Source organism: Acinetobacter sp. YH12152 (assembly GCF_013418285.1).
Lineage (GTDB): Bacteria > Pseudomonadota > Gammaproteobacteria > Pseudomonadales > Moraxellaceae > Acinetobacter > Acinetobacter amyesii.
This window is the reverse complement of the sequence record NZ_VPCH01000009.1, coordinates 38,758-54,590: the sequence shown is the minus strand read 5'-3', so window position 1 is coordinate 54,590 and position 15,833 is coordinate 38,758. Positions and strand designations below refer to the sequence as shown.

Genomic DNA, 15,833 nt, shown 5'->3' with positions numbered 1-15,833 from the left:
GCATTTTACATTAAATGCCGTTAGTTTCTTTTACGAATAAATAACCTTTACTACGTACGGTCTTAATACGTTTCGGGTTTTCAGGATCATCGCCAATTTTTGGACGAATACGTGAAATACGCACATCGATTGAACGGTCTTGACCATCGTATTCAATACCACGAAGACGCTCAAAGATATCTTCACGAGAAAGAATGCGACCTGCATTAGATGCCAACAACCATAAAAGGTCATATTCCGCACTAGTAAAGTCAACCAACTCATTATTGAGCGTGACAGAACGACCACCGTTATCAATCACAAGATCATCAAATTCGATGCGCTGTGCAACTTCATCTTCTGGTGCTTTGTCTGTACGACGTAATAATGCACGAATACGCGCAAGTAGAACGCGAGGTTGAACAGGTTTTGCAACGTAGTCATCTGCACCCATTTCTAGACCCAAAACTTGGTCCATATCTTCGGTACGTGCAGTCAACATTAAAATTGGTTGATGGTAATGTGGACGAACTTCACGACAAATGGTTAAACCATCTGCACCCGGAAGCATCACGTCGAGTAATACCATATCTGGTTGTTCAGCGATAATACGGCGAATCGCACGATTACCGTCTGGTTCTACCCCAACTTCAAGTCCGTTACGGATTAAGTATTCTTGAGTTAAACGAGCAAGACGCTCATCGTCTTCAACAATTAAAATTTTAGGTAACTTTTCTTCTTGGCTCATTGATTGCCCCTTATTTGATTGGGCGTATCCTATTTGAAATCCGATAGATACGCTTAAACATAGTTTGCAATATACACACGTTTACATTGTAAACAAGATGGCATTCACGAAACTGATACATCAATATCGTATTTTGTAATAAATTTTAACCTGCCATATTTCTGCAATTTTATTTACCGATCATTTCCATGACCTATTGCTCACAATAGCAACAATTATAAATTTGGATACATTTTCATCGGATAAAAACTGACTGGTTGATTCACAACTTTTTACGCTTTCTGAAGTTATCCACAATGTTATCTATAAGCACTCTTTTTCGACTTTGCTATGCTATGCCCTTGTCGGATAAGGCATATATAACAAAGATAAAAAATAGGGATTTTTACGCAATGGAAGGCAGTTCGGACTGACCGAAATTTTTAAATAAATGTCAATATTGATATACCCTGAATTTTCCCGTATCTTGTGTTCAATAAATTTTTAAACCACTAGGTCTTGTGTTTAAACCTCAAACACTGTGGCATAAAAATTGCCCAGTTCAAACGGTCCTAACATAAAAATAGATGACAAATGGAGCTATGCTAGCATGAGCGTAACGAATTCAACCCCTGGTCAAATTCAGGTGATTAAACGCACCGGTGACGTTGCACCTTTTGATGCAGAAAAAATCTCTGTGGCGATTGGTAAAGCGTTCTTGGCCGTTGAAGGCCAGCAAAGCGCTGACTCCAGCCGTATTCACGACCGTATCTCTCAATTAACTGAGATGGTATTGAATACCTTTAACCGTCGTTTACCTTCTGGCGGTACCATTCATATTGAAGAAATTCAGGATCAGGTTGAACTTGCGCTTATGCGTACAGGTGAGCAAAAAGTTGCTCGCTCTTACGTGATTTACCGCGAGCAACGTGCTGAAGCTCGTAAACAAACTGGTGCTCACCACCACCCTACTTTACAAGTAACGGGTTCAAACGGTCAGCTTAAACCACTTGATCTTGGCGCGCTTGAGGCAAATATTGTCAAAGCAGCTGAAGGTTTAGAAGGCATCGATGTTCAAGCGATTATCGATGAGACTGTAAAAAACCTATATAACGGCGTAAAAGAGTCAGACATCTCAACGACCATGATGATGGCAACTCGTACACGTATCGAACAAGAACCAAACTATACATACGTGACTGCGCGTTTATTGCGTAATGACCTTGTTGCTACAGGTTTAGAGTTTTTAGGTTTAGATACTGACACGAACGAAGGCGACGCTTTAGAAACTTTCTTGAAGAAAGGTATCGAGCTTGATCTTCTTTCTCCAGAGCTACTTAACTTTGACCTTGCAAAATTGGCTGCTGCGATTCAACCAGAACGCTCAAACCAATTTACTTATTTAGGTCTACAAACCTTATTTGACCGTTACTTCATCCACTCAGATGGCGTACGTTTCGAATTACCACAATTATTCTTCATGCGTGTTTCAATGGGTCTTTCATTGAACGAAGACAACCGTGAAGAACGTGCGATCGAATTCTACAACTTATTGTCTAGCTTCGATTACATGGCGTCTACGCCGACTCTATTTAACTCTGGTACTTTACGTCCACAGTTATCTAGCTGTTACTTAACAACGATTTCAGATGACCTTTACAACATTTATGGCGCAATGCGTGATAACGCAATGTTGTCTAAATGGGCGGGTGGTTTAGGTAATGACTGGACGCCTGTTCGTGCGCTTAACTCGTATATCAAAGGTACGAATGGTAAGTCACAAGGTGTTGTACCGTTCCTTAAAGTTGCCAACGATACTGCCGTTGCAGTCAACCAAGGTGGTAAACGTAAAGGTGCAGTATGTGCATACCTTGAAACTTGGCACCTGGACATCGAAGAATTCCTAGAGCTTCGTAAGAACACGGGTGATGACCGTCGTCGTACACACGACATGAACACAGCGAACTGGGTTCCTGACTTGTTTATGCAACGTGTATTCGAAGATGCTGAATGGACACTGTTCACACCATCTGAAACACCTGATTTGCATGACCTAACAGGTGCAGAATTTGCTGAACGCTATGCTTACTACGAAGGCATTGCGAAAGAAACCAACATGCTACATAAGAAAGTCCGTGCGAAAGACTTATGGCGCAAAATGTTGTCTATGTTGTTTGAAACTGGTCACCCTTGGATCACATTCAAAGACGTATGTAACTTACGTTCACCACAACAACACGTTGGTGTAGTTCACTCTTCTAACTTGTGTACAGAAATTACGCTGAACACTAACGAAGATGAAATCGCAGTATGTAACTTAGGTTCAATTAACCTTGTACAACACGTTCAAGGCGGTGTGTTAGATCGTGAAAAGCTTGCTCGTACAGTTAAAACTGCTGTTCGTATGCTCGACAACGTGATTGACATCAACTACTACGCTGTTCCTCAAGCTCGTAACTCGAACTTGAAACACCGTCCAGTGGGTATGGGTATCATGGGCTTCCAAGATGCTTTATACGAAATGAAATTGGCTTATGGTTCTGATGCTGCGGTTGAGTTCGCTGATGAATCTATGGAAGTGATTTCTTACTACGCGATTCAAACATCTAGCGACTTGGCACTTGAACGTGGTACTTACGAGACATTTAAAGGTTCACTTTGGGATCAAGGTATCTTGCCAATTGACTCTTTAGATATCGTACAAAAAGCACGTCCTGACCGTATGTTCGAAGTTGACCGTACAACACGTTTGGACTGGGATACTTTACGTACTAAAGTTCAAAAAGACGGTATGCGTAACTCAAACGTGATGGCGATTGCACCGACTGCAACCATTTCGAACATTTGTGGCGTATCACAGTCAATCGAACCAACTTTCCAAAACTTGTATGTGAAATCTAACCTTTCTGGTGAATTCACAGTGATCAACCCGTACCTAGTACGTGCGTTAAAAGATCGCGGTCTTTGGGATTCTGTAATGGTCAACGACCTGAAACACTTCGAAGGTTCGGTTCAAAAAATTGCACGTATTCCTGAAGAGCTTAAAGCAATCTTCGCGACTGCGTTCGAAGTTGAGCCACGTTGGATTGTGGATGCTGCATCACGTCGTCAAAAATGGATCGACCAAGCTCAGTCTCTTAACCTTTACATCTCTGGTGCAAACGGTAAGAAACTCGATATGACGTACAAAATGGCATGGTTACGTGGTCTAAAAACCACTTACTACCTACGTGCATTGGGTGCGACGTCTGCTGAGAAATCAACCATCAATACTGGTGCATTGAACGCAGTTAAGCCTGCTACTGTTGCAGCACCTGTAACTGCTGTTGCGAAAGAAGAACCTAAAGCTGAAGTTGCTGCTGAAGAAGAAGGTTTTGGTCAAGCAGCTCCAGTGCCAATGGCATGTTCAATTGACAACCCTGATTGTGAAGCTTGTCAATAGGACTGACAGGTTTTAATCCCCCTAAATCCCCCTTTGTAAAGGGGGACTTCCTAAAACCCTTTTGGATTCAAGGAAGCCCCTCTTTTTTAAAGAGGGGTTTGGGGAGATTTAAAAATTAAAAATAAATAAAGGAATCCACCATGCCACATATGACGCATAACTATCAGTTAGGGTTAATTGCCTTGGTGGTTTCCTTTATTTTGACTTTTTATGTCCCGATCGCCTATTTCTGGTTCAAGGCATATAAATCGCGTAATCAAAATAAGTAGTGGGGATATTTGCTCTACCGAACAATTTTAGAGCAGTGATCGACAAAACTTAATTTTGCTTACACAAATTGAGCGTATAGTAGGACATCTCAGCGACGCTGGATGTCTATAAAAGATATAAAGCAACGAAGAGAGAACTGTTATGTCTATCCTAAGTTGGGACGATTTCGAAGATGATGAACCGAAACAAGCTGCACAAGCTCACCAGCCTGCGCCCGTCGAACCGCAAAAAACGACTGATTCGCAAGTGGTATCTAATGCACAGCACTCATCGCCGAATTTGGCAGCTGCACAACCCGCTCGAACCAGTACAAATCGACCAACAGATCCAACCGATCCGTTGGCAAGAGCATCTAACGCTCTAGAAAATCTAGACGTTGCACCTGGCTTAGAAGAGCTAGAAATGGGTGCTCAGCGTGTTCAAGTTGACGATAAAGCGATGATCAACTGCCGCGCTGACTTAAACCAACTTGTACCGTTTAAATACGAATGGGCTTGGCAAAAATATCTAGACGGTTGTGCAAACCACTGGATGCCGCAAGAAGTGAACATGAACCATGACATCGCACTTTGGAAGTCTGAAAATGGCTTAACCGAAGATGAGCGTACTATTGTTATGCGTTCTTTAGGTTTCTTCTCGACTGCAGATTCATTGGTTGCGAACAACTTGGTTCTTGCAATCTACCGTCACATCACCAACCCTGAATGCCGTCAGTACATCTTACGTCAATCATTTGAAGAAGCGATTCACACGCACGCTTACCAATACTGTATCGAATCTTTAGGTATGGACGAAGGCGAAGTCTTCAACATGTACCGTGAAATTCCTTCAGTGGCTCGTAAAGCGGCATGGGGTCTGAAATATACACAATCTTTAAGTGATCCTACGTTCAAAACAGGTACACCTGAAAACGACCAAATCTTGCTTCGCAACTTGATCGCGTTCTACTGCGTACTTGAAGGTATCTTCTTCTACTGTGGTTTCAGCCAAATCTTGTCTATGGGTCGTCGTAACAAGATGAATGGTGTTGCTGAGCAATTCCAATACATCTTACGTGATGAATCTATGCACTTGAACTTTGGTATCGACATGATCAACCAAATCAAGATCGAGAACCCTCACCTATGGACTGCTGAGTTCCAAGAAGAAATCATTCAAATGATTCTTGAAGGTACAATGCTTGAAATCGAATATGCTCGTGACACTATGCCACGCGGTGTATTGGGTATGAATGCAGGCATGATGGAAGAATACTTGAAGTTCATCTGTAACCGTCGTTTAAGCCAATTAGGTTTACCTGAACAATTTGCTGGTGTGAATAACCCATTCCAGTGGATGTCAGAAATGATGGACTTACGTAAAGAGAAGAACTTCTTTGAAACTCGCGTAACGGATTACCAAACTGGTGGTGCGTTAAGCTGGTAAGTAATTTTTGAAAAGCGGAATCAAATGATTCCGCTTTTTTTATTATATTTTATGGGGACTTAATATAATGAATAATACCGTAGATATTAATATTGATGTTTTAGAAGAAGAAGTAAAATCTTTAGTAGATGAACCAATACCAGCAAATATTATATTAGAGAAATATCAAAATACTTTTTTAACACCATTAGAAACATTAGAGACTAGTAGCTTTGCAAAATTTGTATCATCTCAAAAACTGAATTACACATTAAATAAAGAAAGTTCCGATGTAACTCTCTCTGACCATTTCTTCACAAGTGCAATATTATTCACACCTGAAGAAAAAGGTATTTACGAATTAACATACACGAATATTTTTGGAAAAAAACGAACAATAGTCGTCGATTCAGTAGATAAACAAGGTCGTGTAACCTTTTGGTTAAACGACATAGTTAGTAAATTTAATCTGAAAATTAATAATTCGAAATGGTTGGGCAGAAAAAGAGTAAACTTAACAGAGTTTAAAATTTGGGGGTTAGACTTTTCAGAATTCACAAATCAGATTAAAAAACTAAATCAAATTACAAATGATAGATCAGAGTACGAAGGTAAAATTGAAAATTTAAAGAATGAACTTACTAAGAATATAAACATCCTAAAAAACAAATTTGATGAATATCAAAATTTTTTAGATGAAAATGCTAGTTATGAGAGCGAACTAATAGAGAATATTAGTACATTAAAAGTAAATAGAGATTCGCTTCAAAAGAATATTGACCAGCTGAATATTGAAATTACATCTTTAGATTCTCAACTTTCAGCCAAGCAAAATCAACTTAGTAAACTTGAAAATGATTTTAATGAGTTATCTAAAAAAAGTAAGCTCTTATCAGATGGAAATGTTCGATTAGAAAAACGCCAACAAGAACTTGAAAAAAAGGTTAATACATTTACAGACACATTAGAAGGATTTAATGATCGTGCAAATAGAACAAAACTAACATATGGAGCATTGTCCATCATCCCCATGATCATCCTTAGCTTTTTAATCATATTATCGTGGGATACATTAAAAACGTTTAGTCAATCTACAGCATTAGCTACTTTCGAGTCTGCCTGGATTGTTTTAATACAACGAATTCCTTTTACACTTTTAGTAATTACTCTCGCATCAATGTGTATCGCTTTTATCTATAAAATGGTACGCCACCTAACAGAGGTACAACAACAGGAATTAAACCTCGCTAAAATCAGCATGCTAGCCAAAGATGTGGCTGATAGTGTTTATTCAAATTTACCTGAATCAGCCTTACAAAAAATACGAGCAGAAAAAAAACTTGTTTTAATTCGTGAGTTTATGAACTCAGAATATATTCGTTATCAACAATTTATAGAAAAGGAAAAAAACCTGTCGAACAAAACTATTAAGTTTATTCCATTCAATGGTATTTTAAAAAATTACGTACCATTCTTGAAAAATATAGATTCAAATCCTGCTGATAAATAAAAAATCCCGCTTAAAGCGGGATTTTTTAAATCACTGTAATGTTTTTCAAATAACTTTTCGAGAAGAACAATCGCAGTGCATATACCACTGCCATCGCAAATATTGCATAACCTGCGGGTGTGATAAACAACGGAATACACAAAACAATCACCACGGTTAAAGGATATAAAAGTTTTCTAAACCCACTTTGATGATGCAATTCATGGAGTAAATATAAACTTGTCGTATAAATCACGAGGCTGATCGCCACAAAGTAGCTTTCTTTTTCAGAACTAATCAGCGCCTCATGCGAAACCACATCGACTGCGGCAGCTAAACTAGCACCAATCGCCGCGATACTAATAAAGACAAAGAAATGTCCATACCCCCAAGTAAATGCCATTTTTCGGCTATTTAAACGCTCTGCAATACTGGTATCAAAATAAGACCACCACATAGTGAACATCATCATCAGGCCGCCTACCATCAAAAAGATCAGTTCAGTACTAAAACGCTGATTCGTTAATGCATCGGTTATGGCAATCGAGCATCCGACAATAGATTCGCCTAAAACAATAATGGTGAGCAGTGAATATCGCTCAGCAATATGATGCGCATGCCAAGGTGTACGGCTTGCAGCCTCTGCAAAAACTGGCACAGACAGTTCAGCAATTGCGAGCAAAATGAAAAGATAAACTGTGAAATGCAGCGGTGAAAAATGAAAGAACAGCCACCCGACTTGTACCAGTATGATTCCAAACGCATAGCGTAATGCAGTTTTCCGACGGGACAGATCATGCTTTGCAACGCGAAACCACTGCGTAACTAAGCCGAGACGCATAATGGCATAACCAATCACAATTACGTCAAAATCCTGCTTTTGAAAAGCGCTTGGAATACCAGCAGCAATGACCAAAGAGCCAATAATCTGAACAAAAGTTAAGATTCGATAGAGCGCATCATCATTATCATACGCCGAAGCAAACCAACTAAAGTTCATCCACGCCCACCACAAAGCAAAAAACACCATGCCATACAGCGTTAAACCCTGAGCCAAATGATTTTCAACAATGGCATGATGCAGTTGCTGCCCTGCTGTTGCGATCGCGACAACAAAGATCAAGTCAAAAAGCAATTCTAAAGAGGTCGCGACACGATGATGCTCATGTGGATCACGTGGGTGCAAAGGTTTGAGCCACTGACTAGGGAATAAAAATGATTTGGACATAGCATTCAGCTTTATTGTTTTCTGTCTGAATTTTTTCAAAAGCCTGAAATAGTTACAAGGTCGATTACATAAATCAGATGAGATACAGTTTTCTAGAAAAGGGATAATGGCTTTAAAACCTACTTAAGCGTTAGATATTTCAATCGTGGAAGTAAAAATTCAAAGTGACAAAACTGCGAAAGACGTTTAAAACAAAAACTCGATAGATCGATGTGTTTTTTTATATCTCAGCTATATTTTTCTCTAAATTTTAATGACATACTGCTAGCCACTAAAAACAATAATGAAACCTAAAAGTGATGTTAAAAGAAAAATTAGCGTCTTTTCCTGACGCAGTTTGGGTACAGATCCATTATGATCAAATGCAAGTTTTAACGCGTGATCATCAAATTGTAGCTGAACAAAACTGCCCTTTGGCGTTTATAGAACGCGGAAGTTTTGTCCGAAACTATCATGTTGCAGAACAGTGCTTCAACCAACTCATACAACAGATCCACTTCAAGTGGTATGAGTTTGGACAGCCGGTTATTTTTATTCAGTTAAAAGAACGCTTAAGTGAAGAAGTCAGCGCACTCGAGCTACAAGCCATTCAAGAAATGGCTCTAAGCGCAAATGCACATTTTGTATTTGTCTACGATAAACATGGCATCGCACTCGAAGCAGAAACCATCAAAAATGATGAGTCACCTTTGCTCAAATGGTTTTTCTGTGGGCTGATCTTGCTCATTTTGCTGATTATCTTTAAATAATCAGCATCATTCATTAGGTTCGGTGCAACTACGACACTTTCTGCTGCTGCAATTGCTCAATACTCGAAATCAAATCGTTAAAACGATCAATCACCAAAGCCGGTGCAGCCGTTTGAATTTCTTCTGCGCTACCATAACCATAGCTCACAGCAATACTCGGCACAGCATTACGGCGTGCGCCTAAAATATCGTACTCACGGTCTCCCACCATCACACATTCTTTTGCATCCAACTGTTCTTGCTGCAAAATGTATTCAATTAAATCGCCTTTGTTGGTTCGCTCACCGTTCAGTTCACTGCCATAGATCACAGTAAAATATTTTGCCAAATCAAAATGTTCTAAAATTTGGCGGGCATAGACCGTCGGCTTTGCTGTAGCGACGTACAAGTGAAAGCCTTGCTGTTGTAAAGTTGCTAGAGTGTCGGCAACCGCAGGATACACTTTATTTTCAAATAAGCCGGTAACGGCAAAGCGCTCGCGATAACCAAGTAAAGCCTGATCTGCAAGTACATTATGCAAATCGACATTGAGGATTTTGGCCAAAGAGGCTTTCAAAGGTGGTCCAATGATCCAATCGATATTGGTCTCATCCGAAATGGGATGTCCAATTTTCGCCAGTCCATAGCGTGCTGAAGTGGTAATGCCTACTTTTGGATCTGTTAATGTTCCATCGAGATCGATCAATATATTCTTAATCACAGCTTTTACCTTATCCATTCACTTCTGCAAAAATACTATCGAGTGTTCGCTCAAAGTTGCCTATACTATCGCAAATTTTGTTTAATAAGGACATCATTGTGCGCCCTACTGTACTGTGCTTTTCAGGTCTTGACCCTTCAGGTGGTGCAGGACTGCAAGCGGACATTGAAGCCATTGGTCAAAGTGGTGCACATGCTGCCATTGCGTGTACAGCATTAACCGTTCAAAACTCACAACAAGTGTATTCGTTTGAAGCGACCTCTCGTGAGTTATTGCTGGCTCAAGCACATGCCGTCGTCGGTGACCTCCCTATTCGCTGTGTAAAATCAGGAATGTTAGGAACGACTGAAAATATCGCGGCTCTCGCTGAGTTTTTACGTGAACATCCCGAATATCATTATGTTCTCGACCCCGTTTTAGTTGCCAATAGTGGTGGTTCTTTGGGCGATCAAGCAACGTTGGTCAAAGCCTTTGCGGAATTGATTCCGCTTGCCACTGTGCTTACACCTAATACCGTAGAATTACGTGCGCTCACAGGTGAAGAGGATATCTCTAAAGCAACTGCGCAACTTTTTGCGATGGGTGCTCAAGCGGTATTAGTAAAAGGTGGGCATGAAAATACGCCAGACTATATCCAAAACTCGTTGTATGTTCAGGGTGAATTAGTTTCTGAAACCCGTTGCCCACGACTGGATGGGGAATATCACGGTTCGGGCTGTTCATTGGCGAGTTTTATTGCAGGGCGTTTAGCCTTAGGTGATGAGCTCAAAACAGCTGTTCATCATGCCGAAACATGGCTATTTGGTGTGTTGAAAATCGCTGAATCGCCAGTTGTCGGCGGACAAAAAATTCCAAAACGTTTTTAACTTTTCTCGGTTATTTATTTAAACCCGATAGAATAAAACGCTGCATCATTTAAAGCCCTGAATATCAGGGCTTTTCAAATTAAGAGTCGAGTTGAACGCGATAGACCAAGGTTGGAATTTCCCACGCACCACCAGCAAATCCTTTGCACTGTGTGGTTTTTGCCATATAGGTTTGGATAAAACGCTGACCATTCCACGACCACTCCCCCGTACTATGACAGTCACCAATGCCTCGCCCACGTTGATTGGAAAAAATTTGCCCTTCGCTAAAACCACTTCCAGAAAAGGTCACGGATTGTTTGATTTGCTTTAAGTTGCGATCCATCAACCAATAACCATTACCACTATTATATGCCCCACGCCAACATGGCACTTCGACCAAGGCATTTTTCCCATTGATTGGAAACACCACGACCCGATCATCCTCTAAAAAATTTGCATCAAAGAGTTGAGGACAATCTTCCACTGTCGTTTTCTTCTTTATCAATCCAAATAATTGTTTGGCGGTGGGCGCATTGACGGCATACCGTGTTTGTAAGCCTTTACTGTAATTTTGAATATTCACTTTCGGAATACTTTTCGGTTTGAGTACATTAACCGAACTGCTATTGGCTTTACGTAATAATGCTGAATTTGTCCCTATTCGCTTTTGAAAATCATCCATACGGAGCAAAACCGCACTAGCACCTTGTACGGACAATAACCATGTTTTGTTGTTGCCTTTCCACACAATCGGTTGATTGGCTTGTAAGGCTTGAATCAGTTTTTGAGTTTGAGCTGCACTTAACTGACCTTCCGCAGTTTTGGCATCAAGCTGCACAGTTCCCTGATTTTTACCTAAAATATAAAGTTGAAGCGGTTTATTTGCCGCACTTAACGTTTCAGGATCGAGTTTCACTCGTGCGCTGACTTGCGCTTGAGCGCCCGCAGCACGTTGTAATAATACAGAAATAGCGGGCTGATTGCCCTCCGCTTGATAACCTGCAACGCGACAAGTCCCCGTATTATCACAAGCGATTTCCCAATCCTTATGTGAAAAATAATTTCCTTGAATTTGAGCAAAACTCACACTACAACCCAATGCAGCAACGTAGCCCAATAAAAGTTGCCAGATGACATTATTTTTGTTCATGTCTTTGGCTCGAATAATTATATTAGAGCCATCTTAGAATGCTTTTCACTGAAACTCCAGTTTAAATGGATCTGCTACATGATTTAAATTTATAGAGATGAATCATTCAGTTGCTGTATCTCTTCACATTTTTTTCGTTTCGCATTTTCATCACTGAGCGTATTCATCAAATCTGCCGCTAGGTCTTTTAAAAGACTCATATCATCATCGGTCATTTGATTCGGCTGCCGATCTAAAACACAGAAACTTCCCAATGCCACCCCATTACGGTCTCTAAGTGCAACGCCTGCATAAAAGCGAATGCGGTTATGCATCAATTCAGGTAAATGCGCAAAGCGTGGGTCACGTTGTAAGTCTTCAATAATCAAGCGTTCATTTTGATACACCAAATGGCTGCAGATTGAGTCTTGTTTCGACTGGCGCACCTGCATCGGTTGCTCGGTAGCCTGAGCCAAAGGGCTACCTGGAGTATAGACCCAGTCTTGCTTGACCCAAGAAATTTGCGCATATTTCACATCGAAGGCTTGTCGAGCTTCTTCAATATATTGTTCAAAGATCGGTAAATTCCGCTCATCCAAAACATTCAGTTCTTCTAATGCTTTTAAGCGCTGCACTTCAACACTAGGATCAGGCTCATCCAACCAAGATTCACCCTGCTTCAATTGAAAAGCTTCAATGGTTAATAACAAGTCATTCATATTATTGACCACTGCATCGACGGTGAAATTTTCTTTGATCGCATCTAATTGGGATATATCATCACAGCTCCACAGTGCAAAAATCAGTTTTTTATCTGGAAACTGTGCCTTAAAAACATGGCTTAAAAGGCGAATTTGAGCTTCGGGTGCTGTATGGAAAATCGAAATACATACGATCTGAATATCCTCTTGGATATCATCCATACTTTGATGCTGATTTTGAATCAATACGTCGCTAAATGCCTGAGCCGGAATACCCCTTAAACTTAGGCCATGCGCCAACATAGCCGATACTTGAACATCAATTTCCCAACGTGCGCCGATACATAACACCGCTGCTTTCTGACCCAGCGGTGAAACTGGATATGCCCGCTGAAAACTATGATTAAACAGTTTTAATCCCTGATGTAAGCGTAGTCGATGCTCTGCACTAGCCTCGGTGTTGTGTCCGCTCGAAAAAATCCGTATGGCTGGAATCGCCACTTTGGCATAAAACGCATTGACCCGACGTGCCTTAATTTCATCCGTAGCATCTTTCGGTAACTTTTCAGCAATAAAAGTCTGTGCTACATCCATGGCATCTTGCACATCATCAGCGACCAATCGCTGATAAAAGCGCTCATGCGGCGCCAATGCAGGTGTACTACCGATCAGGGTTTTAATAAAACCTAAGGATGGCACATAGCTCGAAAGCACCAATAAACACGCGGTTAAAGGTGTCGATAAAATTAAACCAATTGGCCCCCACACCGCCGTCCAAAACATGGCGGCAATGATAATGGCTAAGGTTGAAAGTCCAGTACTTTCCCCATACAACCAAGGCTCAATAATATTATTACTGACCAATTCCAAGAGCAGGATTAAGCCGACTGTCCACAGCACCATATTCCATGTGGGATCTACCGCAAAAGCCAAGGCGATGGGAAAAATCGCAGAAATCATAGGGCCGACATAGGGAACGAAGCGCATCACAATCGCCACCATTCCCCACATAATTGCTGCCGGCACACCAATAAACCAAAGTCCCAAGGCCATCGGAATACCGTAGGTCACATTCACCATCAGCTGCATACGTAAATATTTACCGATACGATTGGCCGCTTCATCTAGTGCGTCTGTTCCGATATTTAAATTTCCGCCCAGCAGCTTGAGGAAACGATCATGCAAATCTTTCCGATTGACCAAAATCAGAATCACAAATAAAAATACAATACCTGCGGTTGCCAAGGGATTGAGCACCCGCTCGCTCCAAGCCATGACCGCTTCAGCCGTGGTTTGTTGTTGCCCCACCACTTTCACTTGTTGCACTTTAGGATTTTTCTCTTCAGGAACCACATCATCTATCGAATTTTCAACAGTATCTATGGTGGTTTTTGCGCCATCCCAAACACTCGGGCCGCGTGCAAATTGACGAATAGAATCCATTTTTTTTTGAATTGTGCCGTGATATTGCGGTAATTCTTGGCTTAATTGCCCCAATTGATAACCTAAATAAGAGGCCGCGCCGGACAAAATCGCCAAAGCTAAACCGACCACAATAAATATAGATGGCATCTGTGGAAGTCCCCAACCACGAAGTTTCATCACCAGAGGATCAACTAAAAAAGCCAATAAAATTGCGAGTGCCAATGGAATAAAAATATCTTTGCCAAGATATAAGGCGGCAATCAGCAAACTGCCGATGATAAATCCTGCCGTGATTCGAATCACTTTATGTAAGTCTGCAGGGGGCATCTGCTTCGATGCGTTCAGATCTTGCAAGCCTTGCTTTTGACCTGATGGTGATGATTCAAAATCTTGCGCTAATTTATTATTTTTATGATCCATTTTCTTATCCTGAACGATGGTCATTATTTTTTAATTTAGGCTGAAGTTTTAGGGCTGCATACGCATTTCATGTAATGATTTGCAAAGAAAAAAACAGAGCTTCATAGCTCTGTTTTCATACTGCTTTTTGAGAAGAATTAAAAGGTAATCACTTTACTTTGATGAGTCACAATATCCACTGGAACAGAAATATGTTGATGAACGATCTTCCATTGAGACTGCGTTTTTTTCATCCCAATGGTGTTACGACACCACGAGATCCCTGGCGTTGGTATTCCACTCTTATCATCAATTTTGGAATAACAGTGCAGAAAGGCAATATCAGGTTCTGCATGGATGACCAGTTCCCGCCTAAACACCTTTAAACCTTCACGAAAATACTCTCTATAAAATTCCCACATTTTTTGATATGCCATTAAGCCCCGCATTTCACAACTGGCATCAAAAAAGTTCACATCTGCTGCGCAGGATTCAGCAATGTTTTCAATTTTCAATTGGCAGATGACCTCATCCCAATTGGCTAAAAATTGCAGAATTTCGTCAGCGGCCTGTTGGTCACCGACTATTTTGATTTTATCTTGCATCTCTGGCACCTATTTCTTTTATTTTTTATGAAGCATTATTCTGTGAGGCGTTTGGAAGTTGAATTTCAACGATCTTCCAGCTCCAACCTCGGCGTTGCATCCTAAATACGGTATATGTTGCTTCGCTAAGGCCTTGGAGCGGTACATACAGATCAAATCGATTCCAAGCACTATAGCTTGCTTTGGGTTCAAGGGACTGGCTTTGTTTTAAAGCGACTGTAGTTGGAGTTGCATCCTTTTTGGATGATGTTGATGTATGAGGATGTTCTGCGACCTTATTTTCAGCATGAGTGAATAGTTCAATCCCTGAGCTAATCATGCTCGGATCGGTTAGTTGGGTTATTTCTGGTAATTGGATCGACTCTTTTAATGCTTTGCCTTGTAAAAGCAGCATGATACTGTTTGGATTGACCAGACTGTCGACCAGCGTTGCACTGAGGACTGTGCTGAGCTGCCCACCCCACGACTGAGCGAATTCGGGTAAATGCTGCATCCCAGTTTTCTGTTGAATGAGGTCTTTAACTTGTGGTTCTAGACTCGATTTGACTGCGGCAAAATCGATATATTGAGCAATTTTTTCAGGTTGATTGTGCTCATAGGCTTGACGTATTTGGTACAGCACCCAATACGGAGACGCAATCATCCAACCCAAGACGATGATCAAGATCGCAATGAGCCCATAATACAAAATATGATTCTGCTTATTCATCGTTCACCACTCTAGCCAGTGAAGTTGTG

The 15,833-nt window shown here is 40.9% G+C and carries 13 protein-coding genes; 6 read left to right on the top strand and 7 right to left on the bottom strand.

Annotation, left to right across the window (positions count from 1 at the left end; genetic code table 11):
* Positions 1-10 precede the first annotated feature (10 nt).
* Positions 11-727: a response regulator transcription factor BfmR gene (gene bfmR, locus FTU83_RS04885; protein WP_067764711.1), complete on the bottom strand. Its 717-nt coding sequence runs from the start codon at positions 725-727 to the stop codon at positions 11-13.
* 589 nt (positions 728-1,316) lie between these two features.
* Between bfmR and FTU83_RS04880 the strand changes: the two genes are divergently transcribed.
* The 4 genes from FTU83_RS04880 (at position 1,317) to FTU83_RS04870 (ending at position 7,332) form a co-directional block, all read left to right on the top strand.
* The gene (locus tag FTU83_RS04880; protein ID WP_078191109.1) at positions 1,317-4,148 is read left to right on the top strand and encodes a ribonucleoside-diphosphate reductase subunit alpha; all 2,832 of its coding nucleotides are present in this window, start codon (positions 1,317-1,319) and stop codon (positions 4,146-4,148) included.
* A 140-nt stretch (positions 4,149-4,288) separates the two neighbouring features.
* On the top strand, positions 4,289-4,417 hold the full coding sequence (locus FTU83_RS17380; protein WP_257220656.1) for a hypothetical protein: 129 nt from the start codon (positions 4,289-4,291) through the stop codon (positions 4,415-4,417).
* Positions 4,418-4,559: 142 nt separating this feature from the next.
* A complete protein-coding gene (locus FTU83_RS04875) occupies positions 4,560-5,843 on the top strand; it encodes a ribonucleotide-diphosphate reductase subunit beta (RefSeq protein ID WP_078191110.1) in 1,284 nt (427 codons plus the stop codon).
* Positions 5,844-5,910: 67 nt separating this feature from the next.
* On the top strand, positions 5,911-7,332 hold the full coding sequence (locus FTU83_RS04870) for a hypothetical protein (protein WP_180105809.1): 1,422 nt from the start codon (positions 5,911-5,913) through the stop codon (positions 7,330-7,332).
* Between the two features lie 25 nt (positions 7,333-7,357).
* On the opposite strand, the gene FTU83_RS04865 is transcribed toward FTU83_RS04870, so the two are convergent.
* Positions 7,358-8,539 (bottom strand): low temperature requirement protein A, encoded by a 1,182-nt coding sequence (locus FTU83_RS04865; RefSeq protein WP_180105808.1) that lies wholly within the window; start codon positions 8,537-8,539, stop codon positions 7,358-7,360.
* A gap of 299 nt (positions 8,540-8,838) precedes the next feature.
* On the opposite strand from FTU83_RS04865, the gene FTU83_RS04860 reads away from it, so the two are divergent.
* The gene (locus FTU83_RS04860) at positions 8,839-9,288 is read left to right on the top strand and encodes a hypothetical protein (protein WP_180089197.1); all 450 of its coding nucleotides are present in this window, start codon (positions 8,839-8,841) and stop codon (positions 9,286-9,288) included.
* Between the two features lie 28 nt (positions 9,289-9,316).
* On the opposite strand, the gene FTU83_RS04855 is transcribed toward FTU83_RS04860, so the two are convergent.
* The gene (locus FTU83_RS04855; protein ID WP_180105820.1) at positions 9,317-9,988 is read right to left on the bottom strand and encodes an HAD-IA family hydrolase; all 672 of its coding nucleotides are present in this window, start codon (positions 9,986-9,988) and stop codon (positions 9,317-9,319) included.
* Positions 9,989-10,086: 98 nt separating this feature from the next.
* Between FTU83_RS04855 and FTU83_RS04850 the strand changes: the two genes are divergently transcribed.
* Positions 10,087-10,854 carry a hydroxymethylpyrimidine/phosphomethylpyrimidine kinase gene (locus FTU83_RS04850; RefSeq protein WP_078191115.1) on the top strand — a complete coding sequence of 256 codons (768 nt, stop codon included), beginning with the start codon at positions 10,087-10,089 and terminating at the stop codon, positions 10,852-10,854.
* 79 nt (positions 10,855-10,933) lie between these two features.
* Here the strand turns inward: FTU83_RS04850 and FTU83_RS04845 are convergent, their stop codons facing one another.
* The 4 genes from FTU83_RS04845 to FTU83_RS04830 form a co-directional block, all read right to left on the bottom strand.
* Entirely contained in the window at positions 10,934-11,986 is a 1,053-nt protein-coding gene (locus tag FTU83_RS04845; RefSeq protein ID WP_180105806.1) for a DUF1176 domain-containing protein, read from the bottom strand.
* A gap of 89 nt (positions 11,987-12,075) precedes the next feature.
* Positions 12,076-14,511: an AI-2E family transporter gene (locus FTU83_RS04840; protein WP_257222523.1), complete on the bottom strand. Its 2,436-nt coding sequence runs from the start codon at positions 14,509-14,511 to the stop codon at positions 12,076-12,078.
* A gap of 137 nt (positions 14,512-14,648) precedes the next feature.
* On the bottom strand, positions 14,649-15,095 hold the full coding sequence (locus FTU83_RS04835) for a nuclear transport factor 2 family protein (protein WP_218945770.1): 447 nt from the start codon (positions 15,093-15,095) through the stop codon (positions 14,649-14,651).
* A 25-nt stretch (positions 15,096-15,120) separates the two neighbouring features.
* Positions 15,121-15,804 carry a DUF2939 domain-containing protein gene (locus tag FTU83_RS04830; RefSeq protein ID WP_180105805.1) on the bottom strand — a complete coding sequence of 228 codons (684 nt, stop codon included), beginning with the start codon at positions 15,802-15,804 and terminating at the stop codon, positions 15,121-15,123.
* Positions 15,805-15,833 lie beyond the last annotated feature (29 nt).

Coding starts and splice junctions, on each gene's coding strand:
- bfmR (WP_067764711.1), bottom strand. CDS start 727: ATGAGCCAAGAAGAAAAGTTACCTAAAATTTTAATTGTTGAAGACGAT.
- FTU83_RS04880 (WP_078191109.1), top strand. CDS start 1,317: ATGAGCGTAACGAATTCAACCCCTGGTCAAATTCAGGTGATTAAACGC.
- FTU83_RS17380 (WP_257220656.1), top strand. CDS start 4,289: ATGCCACATATGACGCATAACTATCAGTTAGGGTTAATTGCCTTGGTG.
- FTU83_RS04875 (WP_078191110.1), top strand. CDS start 4,560: ATGTCTATCCTAAGTTGGGACGATTTCGAAGATGATGAACCGAAACAA.
- FTU83_RS04870 (WP_180105809.1), top strand. CDS start 5,911: ATGAATAATACCGTAGATATTAATATTGATGTTTTAGAAGAAGAAGTA.
- FTU83_RS04865 (WP_180105808.1), bottom strand. CDS start 8,539: ATGTCCAAATCATTTTTATTCCCTAGTCAGTGGCTCAAACCTTTGCAC.
- FTU83_RS04860 (WP_180089197.1), top strand. CDS start 8,839: ATGTTAAAAGAAAAATTAGCGTCTTTTCCTGACGCAGTTTGGGTACAG.
- FTU83_RS04845 (WP_180105806.1), bottom strand. CDS start 11,986: ATGAACAAAAATAATGTCATCTGGCAACTTTTATTGGGCTACGTTGCT.
- FTU83_RS04840 (WP_257222523.1), bottom strand. CDS start 14,511: ATGGATCATAAAAATAATAAATTAGCGCAAGATTTTGAATCATCACCA.
- FTU83_RS04835 (WP_218945770.1), bottom strand. CDS start 15,095: ATGCAAGATAAAATCAAAATAGTCGGTGACCAACAGGCCGCTGACGAA.
- FTU83_RS04830 (WP_180105805.1), bottom strand. CDS start 15,804: ATGAATAAGCAGAATCATATTTTGTATTATGGGCTCATTGCGATCTTG.